The organism is Wolbachia endosymbiont (group A) of Pherbina coryleti, assembly GCF_964026875.1.
GTDB lineage: Bacteria > Pseudomonadota > Alphaproteobacteria > Rickettsiales > Anaplasmataceae > Wolbachia > Wolbachia pipientis.
Map to the genome: position 1 here is coordinate 436,408 of NZ_OZ034706.1, position 17,692 is coordinate 454,099.

Annotated in this window: 14 protein-coding genes and 1 pseudogene; 9 read left to right on the top strand and 6 right to left on the bottom strand. The window is 33.8% G+C overall.

Features of this window, described 5'->3' with window-relative positions; all coding sequences use genetic code 11:
- Nucleotides 1–4 precede the first annotated feature (4 nt).
- Nucleotides 5–598 carry a ribosome biogenesis GTP-binding protein YihA/YsxC gene (gene yihA / locus AAGD87_RS02270; protein ID WP_151807719.1) on the bottom strand — a complete coding sequence of 198 codons (594 nt, stop codon included), beginning with the start codon at nucleotides 596–598 and terminating at the stop codon, nucleotides 5–7.
- Between the two features lie 98 nt (nucleotides 599–696).
- Here yihA and prfA point away from each other — a divergent pair, with 98 nt between their 5' ends.
- A complete protein-coding gene (prfA, locus tag AAGD87_RS02275) occupies nucleotides 697–1,749 on the top strand; it encodes a peptide chain release factor 1 (protein WP_341817707.1) in 1,053 nt (350 codons plus the stop codon).
- Between the two features lie 54 nt (nucleotides 1,750–1,803).
- On the opposite strand, the gene AAGD87_RS02280 is transcribed toward prfA, so the two are convergent.
- Nucleotides 1,804–2,967, bottom strand: coding sequence for a multidrug effflux MFS transporter (locus tag AAGD87_RS02280; protein ID WP_341817708.1), 1,164 nt, complete (start codon nucleotides 2,965–2,967; stop codon nucleotides 1,804–1,806).
- Nucleotides 2,968–3,430: 463 nt separating this feature from the next.
- Between AAGD87_RS02280 and AAGD87_RS02285 the strand changes: the two genes are divergently transcribed.
- The 6 genes from AAGD87_RS02285 to rmuC all read left to right on the top strand — a co-directional run bounded on the left by AAGD87_RS02285 (nucleotide 3,431) and on the right by rmuC (nucleotide 7,055).
- Nucleotides 3,431–4,360, top strand: a complete 930-nt coding sequence (locus tag AAGD87_RS02285) for an AEC family transporter (protein ID WP_141456821.1) — start codon at nucleotides 3,431–3,433, stop codon at nucleotides 4,358–4,360.
- A 209-nt stretch (nucleotides 4,361–4,569) separates the two neighbouring features.
- Nucleotides 4,570–4,704, top strand: coding sequence for an IS3 family transposase (locus tag AAGD87_RS02290; RefSeq protein ID WP_007548354.1), 135 nt, complete (start codon nucleotides 4,570–4,572; stop codon nucleotides 4,702–4,704).
- Nucleotides 4,701–4,835 carry a hypothetical protein gene (locus tag AAGD87_RS02295; protein ID WP_259349141.1) on the top strand — a complete coding sequence of 45 codons (135 nt, stop codon included), beginning with the start codon at nucleotides 4,701–4,703 and terminating at the stop codon, nucleotides 4,833–4,835. Before AAGD87_RS02290 ends, AAGD87_RS02295 begins: the two co-directional genes overlap by 4 nt.
- Before the next feature lie 59 nt (nucleotides 4,836–4,894).
- On the top strand, nucleotides 4,895–5,041 hold the full coding sequence (locus tag AAGD87_RS02300) for an IS3 family transposase (RefSeq protein WP_080717648.1): 147 nt from the start codon (nucleotides 4,895–4,897) through the stop codon (nucleotides 5,039–5,041).
- A 255-nt stretch (nucleotides 5,042–5,296) separates the two neighbouring features.
- A complete protein-coding gene (locus AAGD87_RS07780; RefSeq protein ID WP_080717647.1) occupies nucleotides 5,297–5,467 on the top strand; it encodes a DDE-type integrase/transposase/recombinase in 171 nt (56 codons plus the stop codon).
- Between the two features lie 256 nt (nucleotides 5,468–5,723).
- Nucleotides 5,724–7,055, top strand: a complete 1,332-nt coding sequence (gene rmuC / locus AAGD87_RS02305) for a DNA recombination protein RmuC (RefSeq protein WP_151807714.1) — start codon at nucleotides 5,724–5,726, stop codon at nucleotides 7,053–7,055.
- A 36-nt stretch (nucleotides 7,056–7,091) separates the two neighbouring features.
- On the opposite strand, the gene AAGD87_RS02310 is transcribed toward rmuC, so the two are convergent.
- The 4 genes and pseudogenes from AAGD87_RS02310 to AAGD87_RS02325 all read right to left on the bottom strand — a co-directional run bounded on the left by AAGD87_RS02310 (nucleotide 7,092) and on the right by AAGD87_RS02325 (nucleotide 14,343).
- The gene (locus tag AAGD87_RS02310) at nucleotides 7,092–8,420 is read right to left on the bottom strand and encodes an IS4-like element ISWosp9 family transposase (protein WP_155969615.1); all 1,329 of its coding nucleotides are present in this window, start codon (nucleotides 8,418–8,420) and stop codon (nucleotides 7,092–7,094) included.
- Nucleotides 8,421–8,545: 125 nt separating this feature from the next.
- Complete coding sequence (locus AAGD87_RS02315) at nucleotides 8,546–10,981, bottom strand: ankyrin repeat domain-containing protein (protein WP_341817709.1); 2,436 nt, start codon at nucleotides 10,979–10,981, stop codon at nucleotides 8,546–8,548.
- 68 nt (nucleotides 10,982–11,049) lie between these two features.
- A complete protein-coding gene (locus tag AAGD87_RS02320; protein ID WP_236515005.1) occupies nucleotides 11,050–12,777 on the bottom strand; it encodes an ankyrin repeat domain-containing protein in 1,728 nt (575 codons plus the stop codon).
- Between the two features lie 256 nt (nucleotides 12,778–13,033).
- Nucleotides 13,034–14,343 (bottom strand): annotated as a pseudogene (locus AAGD87_RS02325) (IS4 family transposase).
- Between the two features lie 650 nt (nucleotides 14,344–14,993).
- Here AAGD87_RS02325 and AAGD87_RS02330 point away from each other — a divergent pair.
- Complete coding sequence (locus AAGD87_RS02330; RefSeq protein WP_264376371.1) at nucleotides 14,994–16,250, top strand: hypothetical protein; 1,257 nt, start codon at nucleotides 14,994–14,996, stop codon at nucleotides 16,248–16,250.
- A 188-nt stretch (nucleotides 16,251–16,438) separates the two neighbouring features.
- Nucleotides 16,439–17,638, top strand: a complete 1,200-nt coding sequence (locus tag AAGD87_RS02335) for an OTU domain-containing protein (RefSeq protein ID WP_341817710.1) — start codon at nucleotides 16,439–16,441, stop codon at nucleotides 17,636–17,638.
- Nucleotides 17,639–17,692 lie beyond the last annotated feature (54 nt).

The window sequence follows — 17,692 nt, forward strand, 5'->3', positions numbered from 1 at the left end:
TTTTTTATCTTGTAAACTTGAAAAACTCATCTCTTACCTTGGTTATTTTATGCTTAACACGGATGCTCATTTGATGAATTGACACATTCTCATTATTAATCCATCTTTGAATATCTTCTATAACAGCACCTAAGCTTTTTTGACTTACTTTATCTATTTTTGTTAGCACAACGTTAAAGTTAATGTTATTATATATTAACCAATAAATGAAGTCTTTGTCTATTTCTTTTAATCCTACCTTGCTATCTATCAACACAAACACTCTTCTTAGATTTCTTCTTTGAATTAGATAATACTCAATTAAGTTTAAATATTGTATAATTTCCTCCTTACCTGCATGAGAATAACCATACCCTGGTAGGTCAACAAGCCTGAACTTATCATTGTACATAGAGTAAAAATTTATTTGTCTAGTGCATCCAGGTTTAGAGGAAACTCTGGCAGCTTTTTTGCTGTTTATCAGTAAGTTAATCAGACTGGATTTTCCTACATTTGATCTACCAGCAAACGCAATCTCTGGAGCCGACTCATTTGGTAATGATTTTATGTCCGAAGCTCCAAATATGAAATTGCAGTTTGATGTTATCTGTTTTGCCATTATATTCAACTAGAAGGTAGTAGGTATATTATAGTGTTATTGCTTGATATAAGAAATTTTTTATTTCAGTATATATTACTTAGCTAGATCTGTGCTATATGGATATGGAAAATAATTTACAAGACTTAAAGAAAAAATTTAATGATATAGAGAGGAATTTGGAAAATCCTACCAATTTAAGTCAAAAAGAATTCATTACCCTTTCAAAGGAATACTCTGAGCTCAGGCCAATAATCAAGATAATTGATGAATATAACACGCTGAAAGAGGAAATTTCAGACTTAGAAGAAATAATGAAAGATGAAAACAGCGAAGGTGATATAAAAGAGTTAGCAAAAGAAGAATTTTTCGAAAAGCACAAGGTATTATTACCAAAAATAAAAGCAAAATTAAAGTTAGCATTATTGCCCAAAGATGAAGATGACTCAAGAAATGCAATATTAGAAATTAGAGCAGGTACAGGCGGAGAAGAAGCAGCATTATTTGCAGCAATGTTATTTCGTATGTATCAAAAATATGCAGAAAGAAGAAATTGGAAGTTCGAGCCAATAAGCATTTCTAATACAGGTATAGGTGGCTATAAGGAAGCTTCTGCACTCATTAATGGAACAGAAGTTTTTGCAAGGTTGAAATTTGAATCAGGGGTGCACAGAGTACAGAGAGTGCCAGAAACTGAATCCTCAGGAAGGTTGCATACCTCTGCCGCTACTGTTGCGATATTACCTGAAGTAGAAGAAGTTGACTTTAAAATAGAAGAAAAAGACTTACGAATAGATGTTTATAGATCCAGTGGTCCTGGAGGGCAATCAGTGAATACAACTGACAGCGCAGTAAGGGTCACCCACTTGCCAACAGGGATAGTTGTGATACAGCAAGATGAAAAATCGCAGCATAAAAATAAAGCTAAAGCGCTCAAAGTATTGAGGGCAAGGCTATACGAAATTGAAAGACAAAAAAAAGAAATGGAAAGGTCAACAATGAGGAAAAGTCAGATTGGCTCTGGTGATCGTTCCGAGCGCATAAGAACATATAATTTCCCACAATCAAGAATAACAGACCACAGAATTAATCTAACTTCACATCGGCTAGAGCAGATTATCAAAGAAGGCGAACTAGATGAATTTATTGAGGCATTAATCTCACGTAATTAAGCAGAAAGATTGGCAGGGGAAAGTTAGCAGCCTACAATGGAATATCTTTATTAATTACATAGGATCTTTTAAACGCAATAGATAGACAGTAAAAACAAGTTCTAGTATTATCGCGGATAAAACAAGAACAGCTACACTAATTGTTTGACCATTGTAAATGTAGCTTGTTAAGCCGATAAAAATAGCCATGATAAAAGCTCTAATGAACGAGACTGCAGAAGAAGCTGTGCCTTTAATTTCAGGGAAAACATTTATTGATGCATTAAAAATCACTGGCTGGAAAATTGCACAACCGATAGAAAAAATAATCATAGACAGTGTTACTAAGTAGAAAGAGTGGGGTACAATTATACTGAATATTACAAGCAATAGAGACCCAATAGCACCCACGCTCGTACCAGAAATTACACACTTTATTGCTCCAAGTTTCTGCAAGATTTTGCCAGCAAATAGACTGATGAGTGAGAAGCACCCAACTATTGCACCTTGATGTAGTGCATAAATAGTGCTAGATAAACCAAAAGTCTTCATATACAGAAAAGGTCCACAAGTGATGAATGACATATAAGCAGCAGAAAAGAGGCTTGACATCAAAGACAACGTAACAAACCTCGGATTAGATAGTAGTTTTCTGTAATCTTTCATCGTTTTTTTCAAACTGAAAATATCGCGGTCCTTTTTTGTTTCTGGTAACGCTAAAAGCAGCAAAACCCAAGAGATCAAACAAAGTATTGCAACAGTTGCATAATTACCACGCCATCCTACAATTTCATTGATGAAACTGCCTAACACTGGCGCAATTGCCATGACAACTGTAAGAACAGAATTCATGATTCCAATAAATTTCACCGCTTCGTCACCTTTATAGCTGTCTGCAACGATTGCAAACACAACTACAGATGTGCTGACACCAATGCCCTGAACAAAGCGAGAGATTAAAAGCCAAAAAATCGACGGTGCAAAAACACAACCAACAGCGCCGATTAATAACAAAGTGTTACCTATGATCATAATTCTCCTTCTGCCGTAGCATTCAGACAATGGACCGAAAAACAACCCTCCTATGCAAAAGCCTAAAAAATTATAAGCAATAGTTAATTGAATTGTTCCTTCTGATACGTTAAAATAGCGCACCATATCAGGAAAACTAGGTACGGAAATGTCAATTTCAATGAACTTGGCAATTAGAGACAGGATTAATAGAAATGGTAGTAACATTTGAGATTTTCAATTAATGAATAAAAATATCACATTTAAAGCGTTGAAAGAAGAACATTTTTTACTGTTATTAAAATGGTTAGAAACACCTCACGTAAAGAGGTGGTGGATAAATTGGACACCAGAGTTAATTGAGAAAAATATGACAACTATGTTAAAGCTCTTACTCTCTGTCCTAACTTTACTTATTTCCTCTTACTTTTTCAACAGTTCGTCTAAATTACTACAAGCAGTTTAATTTTTAGTAAATATGTCATTATTTAAAAATATGCAAGAAGCTTTATAGAAACTTAACATAATTTTATCATAAAAATGTCATTCTTAAGTCCTATGTAAAAACAAATTTTGGCACTAATTTAATTAACTATGAGCTGGATAAATTGGAAAATAAATTTTGTTTACTTTTACAATACCTTAAGATCTAATATTACTTTATCAGTCAAAAGTATCACAATAGGCTAGTATGTTCTTTACTCTTTTCCTAAAAATATTACCTATTTATATTACGATATTTATTGGTTATTTAGCAGGAAAATGTCTTAAAATTGATAGAAACACTATATCTCAAATACTCTTTTATATAGCTAATCCAATAGTGATTTTATATGGAGTTTCTCATACAGAAGTTAATTTAAAAGTAATTTCTCTGCCGATTTTGATATGGTTTATAGGTAGCACTATGTCCTTATCAGTGTATTATCTTTCTTCTTTTTTATTTAAGGATAACACGAGAAACATATTAGCATTTAGCTCGGGTAGCACAAGTATGGGTTATTTTGGCCTGCCGATTGCCATGGCTTTATTTGATGAAGATTCAGTATCTGTATATGTTGTTTGTTATATAGGAATGGCGCTATTTGAAAACAGCTTAGGATTTTACATAGCTGCAAATGGTATTTATACCGCAAAAGAATGCATATTAAAGTTGTTCAAACTTCCTTCGCTTTATGCGATGGTTCTGGGCTTCTTTTTAAGTATATACGATATACAAATACCTACTTTTTTAACAGATGTTATGATGAACATTAGAAGTACTTTTGTCACATTAGGAATGGTGCTACTTGGAGTGAGCATTGCGAATATTGCAAGCTTTAAAATAGATTGGAAGCTTGCTTTGATCACTATTACAGCAAAGTACGTATTCTGGCCACTGTTTGTTTTAGGAATTGTCCTTTTAGACAAGCATGTTATAGGTATATACGATGAGAGCATATATAAAGCACTGATGTTGCTGGCTATTATTCCAGTTTCTGGGTCCAGTATAATACTTGCTAATATTTTGAATTATCAACCAGATAAAGCTACTCTGTTGCTTCTAATCAGTACTGCAGTGGGACTGTTTTATGTTCCACTAATAATATCATTATTTTTTACTAAACTTGTTCCTTTTTGATCAAAAAATTAAGCGCTTGCACAACCATTATTTGGGTAACAACACAAGACATTGATAAAACTTGAATTTATAGCTAAAGCAACTTCTACAATTTGGTAACCCGTCATCCCGCTACTAGTTAGCGCCGCGGCGGTAAATTGACCTTACCCAGAAAAAGTAGAGAGAAAGTTAAAACGTTTTTGGAGTAAAATAAAACGTTTTTTCAAAATATGACAAATAGAAGAGAATATACAGCAGAATTCAAATTAGAAGCTGTTAAGCTGGTTAAAGAAACAGGTCAAGCAAGTACAAAAATAGCAAAAGATCTAGGTATAGATGGCAGTATGTTAAGTAAGAAAATATGATGGAAAAATGTCTGGAGCATACGCATTTCCAGGCAAAGGCTCCTTATGACAAAGAAAGATTTGATCTAAAAAAAGAACTAACAAGAGAAAGAGACATTTTAAAAAAAGCCCTGGGCAAAGAAAAAGAGTAAAGTATTCTTTTATATAGAAATTGCTATAAAACACAGGAACTATGTAGGGTTTTGTACTGGTGGTATGGGTTGCTAAGGAAAAAAGCAGTAAAGAATTAGCAAAAGAAGGGCTTCTAGCAGATATTCAAAAAATACATCAAGCTTCTAAATGCAGATATGGAGCCCCTAAAATTCACGCTGAATTAAAAGCTTTAGGCAAAAATTAAAACAGTACAAAGTGTTATGCAAGAAAATGGCATTAAAGCCAAGCTTAGACGAAGGTTCAAAAATAAAAAACAGCAAATAAGCAACCGAGTTGTGGCTCCGAACACATTGGATCAAAATTTTACTACTGATCAGCCAAATAAAGTTTGGGATTACCTACATAAAAACTAAAGAAGGTTGTTGGCGGCAATAATTGACCTATATTCACGCATGGTGGTTAATGAGTAACATGATAATTAGTTATAGATTCTTTATTGATGGCCGTTGATAAACGCAAACCCGATAAAAATCTGCTGTTACATAGCGATCAAGGGTCACAGTATACCTCTCAAAATTACCAATTTCTATTGAATACAAAAAACATCATTTCCAGCATGAGCCATAAGGGCTGTTGTTACGATAACTCTGTTGCAGAAAAGTTCACTTAAAAGGGAGCTGCTTATTGATACTTCTCGCTCAACAAACCAGAACTGCCATATTTGAATACATAGAAATCTTTTATAACAAATAACGTAGACATTCTACTATTAACTATTGCATTCCTGCACAATTTATTCTCATGATAAAAACGTCTTAACTTTCTCTCTACTTTTTCTGGGTAAGGTCACCTCTTTAGGTGCTCCTTTTTTCTTTCTTATACACACAAAAATCATATAGAATTGTAAATACAGCTTTTTTATTCTGATGCTTTTCAATTCTATAGCTCTGGTTGTCTCTCTATTACTATTTTTCTACATTATCGTAAAAAAACTGAGCGAAAAGAAAGCAAACCTTGAGGGTAATTTATGTAAATTAGAGCAAGAACTTCAAGAAACAAAGCAAACTTTGCTTACGAAGAATGAAGAAATAGTTGATTTAAGGGTCAAAAAAGCAGAACTTGAAGTAACTCTGCAAAAAGAACGTGAGGAAAAGAAAAAGGAAATAGAATTACTAACAAAAGCAGAGGAGAGATTAACAAACACTTTTAAAGCGCTCTCTCTTGATGCTTTGCAAACAAATAACAATAATTTTCTGAACTTAGCAAAGGAAGTAATCGATAGTAAATTAAAAGAAACGGAAAGCGATTTCAAAAAAAGACAAGCAACGATCAACGAAGTTGTAACTCCAATAAAAGAAAAATTAGAAAAATTCGATAATGAAATACGTGAGCTAGAAAAGGAGAGGGTAGGGGCCTATGAAGGTTTAAAGGAGCAAATTGGAGCGCTGATGAACCAAACTTCCAACCTTGCTAATGCCCTGAGGAAACCTCACATTAGGGGCAAATGGGGTGAAATGCAACTCAAAAGAGTGGTAGAAATGGCAGGAATGATTGAGTATTGCGATTTTTTTACTCAGCCGTCAGTGATTGATAAAAACGAGGATAATTTATTGCGTCCTGATTTAATAATCAAAATGCCATCTGGAAAGCAAATAATAATAGATGCTAAAGTGCCGCTTGATTCTTACATGGATGCTATATCACAAAATGATTTGCAAATACAAAAGGAGAAATTAAAGAACCATTCCCTGGCAATAAAAAAACACATAAATGATTTGGGTAAAAAAGAGTATTGGAATCAATTTGAAAATACGCCAGAACTTGTGGTGCTTTTCTTAACAGGGGAGGGGGTTTTTAGCGCAGCACTGGAATATGAGCCTGCTTTGATAGAGATTGGAGTGGAAAAAAAAGTGATCATTGCAACACCGATCACTCTAATTGCGTTGCTGAGAGCAATAGCGTATGGATGGAAGCAAGAGATGATAGCTGAAAACGCAAAGAAAATCAGTGAACTAGGTCATATTTTATATGAGCGCATTTGCACAATGGGTGAAAACTTTGATAATTTGCGCAGGAGCTTAAAAAGTGCTGTTGATCATTATAATAAAACTGCTGGCTCTCTTGAAGCAAGGGTGTTTCCTGCTGCTCGAGAATTCAATAAGCTTGGTATACATGCAAAAAATAAAAGTTTAAGTGCTGCAAAGGAATTAGAGTCTTTACCACGCAGTTTACATACTGAGGAGCTGAAAGTAGATTAGGCATCTTAACAGGGAGTGTTAAATAAACCATACGCGTCAAGTTAAGGAATGTAGAGAGCTTAAAGTAGATACCCTGGTCTTCCTATATCTGTCTTTCAAAGAAAACTTTGACCAGATTATAGTAAGCTTTTTTAGAAAAATTTTTAAATTATTGACAATATTGTTTAATATCAAAAAGAGCTCTCTAACCCGCCTTTTCAATTCAATAAATGCCTTTGTTAAACTGAGCTCCGTGTTCTTTTTTAGTTTTACACAGCCAACCATTTCGTGAAATACGAGAATAGCACATAATTTTGCGTATAGCTCGCACAATACTCTAAATGGATTTGTCTTTCCTTTTAGTTTATCAAGATTGATATGACTTTTATATAGTTTAAATAGTAATTCGATTTGCCATCTTACTCTATAAACCGTCAATATTTGTTCAGCATTAATTTTACTCTCTGGAACATTAGTTATAAATATTGACCAATCTAATAACTTTTGATTCTTTTGAGAAGATGTATATCCATGTGACTTTGCTAATTTATTAGCCTTTCTTCTTCTAGCCATAGACTGTTCTTCAGTTAGCTTTTGACATATAATTCTTACCTTAATTTTTACTTCCTTTCCTAATAATACTTCTTTTTCTGAAGATAATTGACCTTCTAAATACTCCAATAGCTCTATTTTTTGATTTGTTTCTATATCATATATATTGGTATCAGACTTATAACGACTAACAAAATATGCACCTGCTTCATCAATCTGTTTAAAAGAACTAGGCACAAAGTAGCCCAAGTCAAATATTAGCAAATCATTGGCTGATAAACCGTTCAGATAATCCCTATAACCTTGATCCGACCTTATTCCTTCCATAAAATTTAACTTATCTAGCGCTTGATTCAGGTAATCAAAGACTAACTGTAGCTTTATTCCTGATTTGGTATTATTCTCACAATCTCTATAGCTACTGCCATATCCTTTGTACATATCTTCCATGCTACTGGGCAGGCTAATGTAGCTGCTATCCAATAATTTAACGCTTCCAAATTGCTGTAAAATTTTGCAATCAATCTGTAGACTTTTTTTAAATAAACACAAAGCTTCGTTATACATTTTTTTCATGAACTCAACTGCTTCTTCACTAAACCTAAAATCTAAACCCTGTTTTGTAATTTCTATCGAGTCTTCATTTAGCAATTGGCACATTGTTTCTATGCTGCAATCATCAACTCCTATGTTACCAAAAACCATAGCTTTTATGAATGATGAGCCATTAAGTTTTCTCTTTCTTTTTATAAAACCTACTGCAATTGATATTTCGTCTGCTTTTTCATTAAAGAATTCATTGAGGTCTTTTGATAAGCAAGCTATTCTGTCCATTGTAAGTTCTCTCATTCATATATCCAAGAGAATTTATACCTTATTATTTTCCTTCACTCTATCAACTTTACTTACACTTTTCCTTAACTTGACGCGTATGGTTTATTTAACACTCCCTCACTTCATTATAGAAAACGGCCTACTGTTTCTTCAAGACTTGAAGCTTTTCTCATTTTTTCGCGCTTTGTCCAAGAGTCCACTTTTGTTGCATCAGATTGATTAATTGTTTCAGAACGAATCAACTCTCCAGATCTAGTAAAAAAACCTCGTTCAATAGCATCACGTACTGAACACCCACCAAGCAAACATTTTTCCCCTATTCGTTCCTCACAATTCTGTAATTTTTTCCACTTTTCTTGATCTTCTACTTCTACCTTTATTAGATTTTGCTTATCAGGGTATAATCTCACTTCCAACTCTCCCAAGCCAGTATCGAAAGTCAATACTATATTACTACCATCTGCTAGGCCTACATAATTCCTTATAGCGTTTTCCGTTATAATTTCTACCTCACTCTTACCTATCTTTATTATATTTCTTCCGTATTGTACACCTTCCTGAGTGATACCTAAACCCCTTGCTCCATTTGTAATCTTTGCAACATCTACTTTACTATCCTGTGAATATTCAAGACAGAGAGTAGAGTTGTCGATTTTTACGTCTCTTACCTTACCACTTGTTGCGCTTTGAACGATTGTTATGAAATCTAAAGCACGATTCTCATAATCTGCATAAGCGTTTTTCATATTAGCTTTGTGGCTTTCAAACTCTTCCAGTTCGTCAATTACATATATACTGCTTATGTTGTACAAAATTGCCCCTTTTGATATCAATTGACATACTATACCACTAGCAACCTCTATATTCCTTGAACCTTCGGAACTCTTTCTTAATTCACTAATCTTTCTTATCACAAAATCTGTAAAACTATATTCCTTTTCATATACCTTTCCGTATATACTACCCTGGTTAGGAAAGTTCAGCCTTACCCCAAGTTCTATAGCTTCGTTTACAACGCGTTTTAACTCATCTATATCTTTGGATTTATTTACCCTACCCAAAAATATTTTCAACTTTTCCGACTGATCTAATATTAAATCATCCCATAGAGTTCTAAGCTTAGGCAAACGTTTTTTGTCCTTCCACTCTTCGTAATCAATCGCTCCTGCTTCTAGCAGCAACTTTTTTGCTTCTTTGAAATGAGTTTCATTACCATAACAAGCCTCCCTAATCTTTTGAAAAACTCGAGACTTTCCTTCGCAATCACGAAGATTGAGAATCTCTTTAAGACCTTCATTTCCTTTGTGCTGATTGAAAAACTTTCTTAGTCGATTAGTGTTAAAGCTATGACCGCAAATACCTTCTAAATCATTTTTTGCTTCCAATTGCTCCTGAGTTAAAAAGATCTGTTCTAAAAGATTCACTTCAAAAGGTTTTTTGTTAATAATTACAATGTCTAGAGGAGTTTTTCCTTGTCTGTCAGTTTGACCACGTGCTCCTTTTTTCAGAAGCAAAGGTATATTTAAAGTATTATAATAAGCAGCATAGTGCAAAGGTGTTTGCCCTTCACTGTTAACTATGTTAGGATCAGCACCAGATTTTAAAAGTAAAGTCATAAATGCACTAACTGCACAACCTATGTCTTTTTCCACTGCTAAATACTCCATACCTTGTATTACATGTAGTATTGTCAATTTGGATTCTCCCCTTTGAAGATTGAGAACAGCTTTTAGATCATCACCTTTGTTATCGTGTAAAAAGTCCTCAAACCTTGTAATGTCACAAAATGGAAAGTCTGTAAGAAGATTTAACAGTGCCTTATTCAAATTTTTTTGGTTATCTTTTAAATCAGGTACGTTGAAAGACCAATCAGATATTAAATTTTTGAATTTTTCCCTTTTAATAATAGAGGTCAAAGAGCTGTTATCACTAAGCAGCAACGAGTATTTAATTGACTCATACTTATCATCTACCCGCCCCTCCTTCTGTTCTACCTTTACCTCCTTTAAATACTCTGTATTATCATCTTTAATGCGTTTAGCTAGATCCTTTAAAAATTCAATATCTCTGTTTTCCAGTAAAGGTAATGCCCCCTTCTTCATGAGAATCGAGACCATTTTTGTACTTCGTCCAGCTAAGTATAATGGAGTGCGCCGTTTTTCATCTAACGCATTAACATCAGCTCCATTGTTTATAAGATACTCTACTATTTTTATTTTTTGGCTCAAGACAGCATGATGTAGAGGAGTGCTTCCGTCATTATACTTCTTATTAACACTTGCTCCATTTTTTATTAGGATCTCTACCATTCTTGTGTTCCCTTGTGAGATAGCATAATATAATGGATCACGATTGTACGCATCAATTGTGTTAACATCAGCTCCTCCTTTTATAAGGGTTTCTACCATTTGTTTGTTGTTTTTTAAAACAGCAAAACTTAATTGGCACAATGTACCTGGATCTACTTGCTTTAATCTCTCTTCTATTTTACTAACTACATTACTCTTACTGAAACCAACATCAGCGTTAGCAGAATTTAATACTTCCTGCAATTTATTCAATTCCATAACTCCACCTCGGTTAAAAATACTACACACCATTTTCACACGCATGACATAAAATGCAAGAACTAATATGACATGCAACATTCGTCCTTAGGCATTTGAGGTAAGCTTTGCCTATTCACTTCACATTCATTTAGCCTACTATTAGGCTTTAATACTGCATATGTAATGCCACCAGCAATGGCCCCAACAATCAATGCAGCAGTAGCTGATATTGATAAACTAAGATGAATAGCAGTACATCCAATAGCCACACTTGTCAACATGGTCATTATCCCTACACAGAAACTGGTCTTTATTGCTCTATTAGTTATAGTTAGGTGTTTATTTTCTGTCACTTTTTGATACTGTATCACATTTTTATCATCAGCCAGACTTCCCGAGGTTTTGGGACACTCCCTTACTCGAAGACTAAGATACTTAACTATATCTTTGTAACCATTAGAATCTGCCAAATCGGAAGGAGTCTCACCTCTAAAGTTTTTTACATCAATAGTAGCCTTTTCTTCCTCTACAAGATATTCAACTATATCGTAGCAATTCATTCTAGCAGATTCATGTAATGGAGTATCGCCATTTTTTTCGCTTACTACATTAACATCAGATCCCTTTTCTAACAGAGCTTTAACTATGCCTAAACAGCCCACCTCACAAGCAATATGCAAAGCAGTGCATCCTTCTTCGTTTCGTGCTTCAAAACTAGCTCCTTTTTCTAACAGAAATTGAACTACTTCCAAATGACTACATCCAGCAGCTTCATTTAAAGCAGTATCGCCTTCATAGTTTGTTGCATTAATATCAGTACCTTTGTCTAATAGAGCTTTAACGATTTTTAAGTAACCCTCTCGAGCAGCAATATGCAATACACATTTGAAACTATTCTTTCGTATGTCAGCATTATTCATTTGGCCCAATAGAGCTTTAACTATTTCTAAGTGGTCCTCGCTAGCAGCAATATGCAAAGCAGTACAGTCTTCGTTGTTTCGTGCCTCAACACTGGCTCCTTTTTCTAACAGAAATTGAACTACATCTAAGTGACACATTTCAGCGGCAATATGCAAAGGAGTGTCATTATCATAGGTTGCTTGGTTAATATTGATTTTTTCTTCACTTATAAAGTACTCAACCACTTTTAATTTACCCATTTCAGTAGCAGAATGAAGAGCAGTGCATCCTTCTTTGTTTCGTGCCTCAACACTAGCCCCTTTTCCTAATAGAACTTGAACTACTTCTAAGTGGCCTGCTTTAGCAGCAATATGTAAGGCAGTGTCACCATTATCTTTTTGCGCATCAACATCAGCACCATTATCTAGTAGAACTTGAATTACGTTTAAGTGACCCATCTGAACAGCGATATGCAGCGGAGTAGCTTCTTCATTGTTTATTACCTCAACAGTAGCTCCTTTTTTTAACAGGGTTCCAACGATTACGAAGTGGCCCCTGCCAGCAGCAAGATGCAAAGGCGTGTTACCATTGTTGTCTTTTATCTCAACACTAGCTCCTTTGTTTAATAGATCTTGAACTTTCTCTAAGGAACCATGAAAAGCAAAATTAAGTAAGTCAGTATGTATATTACTTTCGTGTACACAATGCTCATCTGTTTTTAAGTGACTATCGAGCGTAGCTAAATATGAATACGTAATATTTTGATTAACTTGATAAATTGGTATGGTCTGTGTTGCATAAAAACCTTGTTCTTTTGACCGCTTTTCTATTCCATCAACCATACTGTTCTCTTCTAAATCTGCTTGAATATTTATTGGACTAGATACTTCTTCCAATTGATTACCCACGACACTACCTTAACTTAAAAACTTATGTTTTAATTATTACACAATTATTATAATTAGCAATAGTTTTATATTTTTTTCAGAATTACAAATTTATTGTATTCAGATATAGGAAAATACCTTTTGTCTCTAAAAAACATTGCAACCAAGTATTACAAAGATTTCAATTATTTATAGCCTTTCTTATAATAGTCCGAATGCGATAAGATATGTGTTTATGGCTATAGCAGGCCAGTAGCATATTACCATACGCGTCAAGTTAAGAGATTGTGAGCAAATTTAGAGAGGTTAAAGTGGATACTCTAGCCCTTCTACGTTTGTCTTTTAATGAAAATCGCGACCAAGTTATAGTGAGTTTTTTAAGAAATGCTTTTAAACTATTAATTTTGGTTAATACTAAAAATAACTCTCTAACCCGCCTTTTTAGCTCAATAAATGCCTTTGTTAAGCTAAGTTCTGTATTCTTTTTCACTTCTGTGCAACCAACTATGCCGTGAAATATAAGAATTGCGCACAATTTAGCATATAGTTCACATAATACTCTGCATGGCTTTCCTTTTAGCTTATCAAGCCTGATATGGCTTTTATACAATTTAAATAATAACTCAATTTGCCACCTTACTCTGTAAATCGTTAATACTTGCTCAGCACTAATTTTATTTTCTGGAACATTAGTTATAAATATTGACCAGTTCAACAATTTTTGATTTCTTTTAGAGGATCTGCGATCTTGCTAATCTATTAGCTTTCCTTCTTCTGCCCATAGACTGTTCTTCAGTTAGTTTCTGACATATAATTCTTACTCTAATTTTTGCTTCTTTTCCTAACAATACCTCGTTTTCTAAAAATAACTTATCCTCTCAACATTCTAATAACTCCATTTTTTGATTTGTTTCTACATCATATATGTTGGTATCGACGACTTATGAAATAAGCTCCTATTTCATTGATTTGTTTAAAAGAACTTGGCACAAAATAACCGAGATCAGATATTAGCAAATCATTGCTTAATATATTACTTAAATGTTTCCTATATCCCTGGTCTGATCTTACCCCCTCCGTTAAATTAAGTTGGTCTATTATCTGATTCATGTAGTCGAAAACTAATTGTAACTTTATTCCAGACTTAGTATTGCTTTCATAGCCACTGTAGCTAGTACCATAACCTTTATACATCTCTTCCATACTGTTAGGTAGAGTAATATAGCTACTGTCCAATAATTTAACACTATTAAATTGCTGTAAGATTTTGCAATCAACTTGCAAGATATTTTTAAAGAGAATCACAGATTCATTATACATCCTTTTCATAAATTCCACTGCTTCTTCAGTAAATCTAAAATCCAAACCTTGTTTTGTTATATCTATCGAGTCCTCGTTTAGTAATTGACACATTGTTTCTACGCTACAATTATCAACTCCTATATTACCCAAGACCATGGCTTTTACGAATGATGAACCTTTTAGCTTTCTCTTTCTTTTTATAAACCTTGTTGTAATTGAGATTTTCTCTGCTTTTTCATTAAAAAATTCTTTGAGCTTTTTTGATAAGCAAGTTATTTTATTCATTGGTTCTCTCACTAAAAGTATATCTGGGAGAACTTATACCTTATTATTCTATCTCTTTCATACCTTTATTTCCTTAACTTGACGCGTATGGTAGCATATTACGGTCTGTTCGGATTATTGTAAAAAGAGCTATACTTCTTCAAAGATCCCAAAAAGATCGTATCTTTGTGAGAACAAGCTACGTAAAAGTAGGGTTATGAAAATAGGAACTTGCAATCTTTGCAACAAAGTTAGGTAAGTTAGTTCGTATGTAAATGTAGTAAAAGTAGGCTAATATAGCTGGTTTTAGGATATAGTAGAATCACTATAAAGAAAAGTTCGAACGGTACACTTGGTAGACCAACTGATTCCAAGAAAAATTGTTCTCACCGTCCCTGGTTTTGAGCACTGAAAATGGCTATATTATTTAAGCTATTAGTAAAATACGTTGTTAGATTAATACTAATTTTCTTAAGGAGGAATTTAAGGCAAACTCATAATGAAAACAGAATTTGAAGGTAAAGAAAAATCCCGTACCGACCTTCTTAAGAGACTTTTGCCTAAAACTACTTTGGGTTAGAAAATTTTCTACAATAATGATTGACAAGTTTTAAAGATAGAATACTATACTTAAAATGTAATTGATAATCTAATTAATTAAGGTAGTGGCTATGTTGCGTTCAGATATTCCAAAAGTTTTGTTTTCGTCTATTAAAGAGGATGATCCCCATAGAGCATCTAAGCTTTTTCAAATTGAACGCTGGTGCTATGCAAATTGGCGTCTGCACCAAAAAAGTGGCAAGAAAGGACGTAATTTTCTTGCACAGGTATTGTCTAGCGAGGATTGTTGGAAAAAAGTAGACAATTTACACGGAGTTAAGCTTGATAGGCAAATGGTAGGTAAAAAATTGATTGTGCAAAATTCAAATAGTCCTTTTAGTACTGATAAAAGATATGAGATTGCCTGTCGTTATTGCCTGGAAGAAGATATTATTGCTCTATTTGAAGAGAGAAAAAATAAACTATCAGCTCAAGGTAAGAGCAGTCTGTTGGAGTATGGTCACTTAGTTAAGACTCTAGGAGGCAACCTTTTAATAGTTTTTTGGTCACATTTTGTTAGTGGTTACATCTCTAAACTAAATTTAGATGGCTGTCATCCATATGAGTACGGGCTTAAATGTGCTGTGAGTCTTAAGCAAGAGCAGGCAGTGGAATTCTTCTGGAATAAAATAAAATCATTACCTGAAAGTGAGATGAGCGAACAGAAAAAGGATGAAATCTTGATGAAGACAGCAGTATATGTAGCAGGGAACCGTTGTAATAGTTATCCTGAAATATTCGAGTTTTATTTTAGTCAAATAAGTCCTGATAAATATCCAGAACTTCTAAAAAGAGACTTAGCTGAAAATGGTTATTATGGTAGTTTGAATACACTACAGGGTGCACTTCGCTTTGATCAATTTCAAGCATTGTTTGACTATTTGAAACCAAGTAATGTTTCAGAAGATAAATATCTTGTCTGGCTACACTATATAAAAACAGAAAACAGCTCATATTATGCTGGTGAAGGTGCAAAGCTTTTCATGCATATGTGGAGAAAGGAGGGATTTGATAGCCATCGTACTTATGTGCTGAAGGAAGAAGTTTGTAATAGATCTTGCTTTCTTGTTACAAGTTTATTAGTACCTTGGGTAAATCAAAATTACATGGAACCGGTATGGGCAATATTAGATAAGGCTAATTCTGATCAAATTAAAGAATTTATGGATTCTAGGCAAGCGGAGTATATACGATCTGTGTTAGAGCAAAGAGATATTGATTCATTAAATAAATTTTTATCATACGGTAAGTCTACAGCTGAAGGGTTTACTAGCTTGACTGAGGTTAAATTAAGCAAAGCATGTGAGCAATTAGGGTTGGGCAATTAAGGTATTATAAGGCAATTCTATAAAACAGGTGATGGTTTCTTGTTACTACTTTAGCTTCTGTCAAAAAGGCGTTGCATTATAATATAAATGTTATATATCCAAGTTAGTATGCAGGTAAAAATAGCTTATATTGTTGATATCTCTGATAATAAATAGTGGATTTGGTATAATGTAATGAAGGGGGCTTTATGTTTAAGACACAATATCTAACAGATCACCTAAAAAAAGAAGGCGTTAATTCAAAGATTACCGAATTATCGGATCAAATACAATATATAGAGCAAGCTAAAGAATTTTATCAACTTAAGCGTTATCGTAGATCTGATGTTGATTCCGAAAGTGGAAGTCAGGTTAAGAGAATCGATGTTCCAGGAGACGGTAGTTGCTTATTTTGGTCTGTTACTATGGCTTACTTAATACCCGTCAGAAACGACGATGCTTTATTTCGACAAAGGTATGAAGTACTATTTGGAAATGATGGAACTGTAACCCAAAATTTAGATCATATTAGAGGTTTGGTTCGGAATTTAGGTGCTGCGAATTATGATGATACATTTGCAAATTTAGTAAGAAACGTATTTCGTAATCGAGTAGTTGATCACATAAGTTCTTATAGAAATGAGTTCAGAGATTTTGTTGAAGGTGATTTTGAGCGTTACTTGGAAAACATGAGGAACCCTGATACTTGGGGAGGTGAACCTGAAATAAGAGCAATGAGTGGAATGCTTAGCGCAACGATTAGTGTTTCTGGTGAGGTTGAAACTCAATATGGTAATGGAAATACTCAAATACAGTTATTTCATGTTGGTGCACCAGGTAAACGAAACCATTATAATTTTGGTCTTGAAAGGAATATTATTGATAATGATAAAGAGCTTGCAAAAGGCTTAAAAAGAGTCATGGGTAAAGTAAGACCACAAGACTTTGAGTTAATACAGTTATTGATAGAGGAAGCAAGTAAAGAAGTTGGTATAAGCCAGCAAGATGAGGATTTTAAATCTTTTGAACCGAGATTTCAGTCATTTGTGGATCAGATTCCATCTTATTTACACTCTGTAGAAAAAGCAGGATTTTTTACACACTTCTTCCTAGGGAGCTTTTCTACTTTGCCAGATATAAAAATTGCAGAAAAGTTAAATATTAAAAAGATTTATTTTAGTTTTGATACTTCAAAAACTTTAAAAGTAGCTATTGTTAAAAATGGTCAAATTGGAAATGCTGAAGATGCTATTAATAATATAGATTTATTTTCCATTTCAGAAGGTAAGCGTGGCCATCAGTTTACTGTTAATGAGTTGGAGAACATATTAAGAAAGAATATAGATAGGAGTAAGATTAGAGATCGGGATGTTGAGAATGAGATCCTAAATATTAAGAATGAAATTTAAGATAGAATAAAATCTAGATTAGTACAGATCTATAAAGGAAAGGGTGATATTTTT

Bases quoted from the DNA above. Each gene is read 5' to 3' on its own strand.
- yihA (WP_151807719.1), bottom strand. From the start codon at position 598: ATGGCAAAACAGATAACATCAAACTGCAATTTCATATTTGGAGCTTCG.
- prfA (WP_341817707.1), top strand. From the start codon at position 697: ATGGATATGGAAAATAATTTACAAGACTTAAAGAAAAAATTTAATGAT.
- AAGD87_RS02280 (WP_341817708.1), bottom strand. From the start codon at position 2,967: ATGTTACTACCATTTCTATTAATCCTGTCTCTAATTGCCAAGTTCATT.
- AAGD87_RS02285 (WP_141456821.1), top strand. From the start codon at position 3,431: ATGTTCTTTACTCTTTTCCTAAAAATATTACCTATTTATATTACGATA.
- AAGD87_RS02290 (WP_007548354.1), top strand. From the start codon at position 4,570: ATGACAAATAGAAGAGAATATACAGCAGAATTCAAATTAGAAGCTGTT.
- AAGD87_RS02295 (WP_259349141.1), top strand. From the start codon at position 4,701: ATGATGGAAAAATGTCTGGAGCATACGCATTTCCAGGCAAAGGCTCCT.
- AAGD87_RS07780 (WP_080717647.1), top strand. From the start codon at position 5,297: ATGGCCGTTGATAAACGCAAACCCGATAAAAATCTGCTGTTACATAGC.
- rmuC (WP_151807714.1), top strand. From the start codon at position 5,724: ATGCTTTTCAATTCTATAGCTCTGGTTGTCTCTCTATTACTATTTTTC.
- AAGD87_RS02310 (WP_155969615.1), bottom strand. From the start codon at position 8,420: ATGGACAGAATAGCTTGCTTATCAAAAGACCTCAATGAATTCTTTAAT.
- AAGD87_RS02330 (WP_264376371.1), top strand. From the start codon at position 14,994: ATGTTGCGTTCAGATATTCCAAAAGTTTTGTTTTCGTCTATTAAAGAG.
- AAGD87_RS02335 (WP_341817710.1), top strand. From the start codon at position 16,439: ATGTTTAAGACACAATATCTAACAGATCACCTAAAAAAAGAAGGCGTT.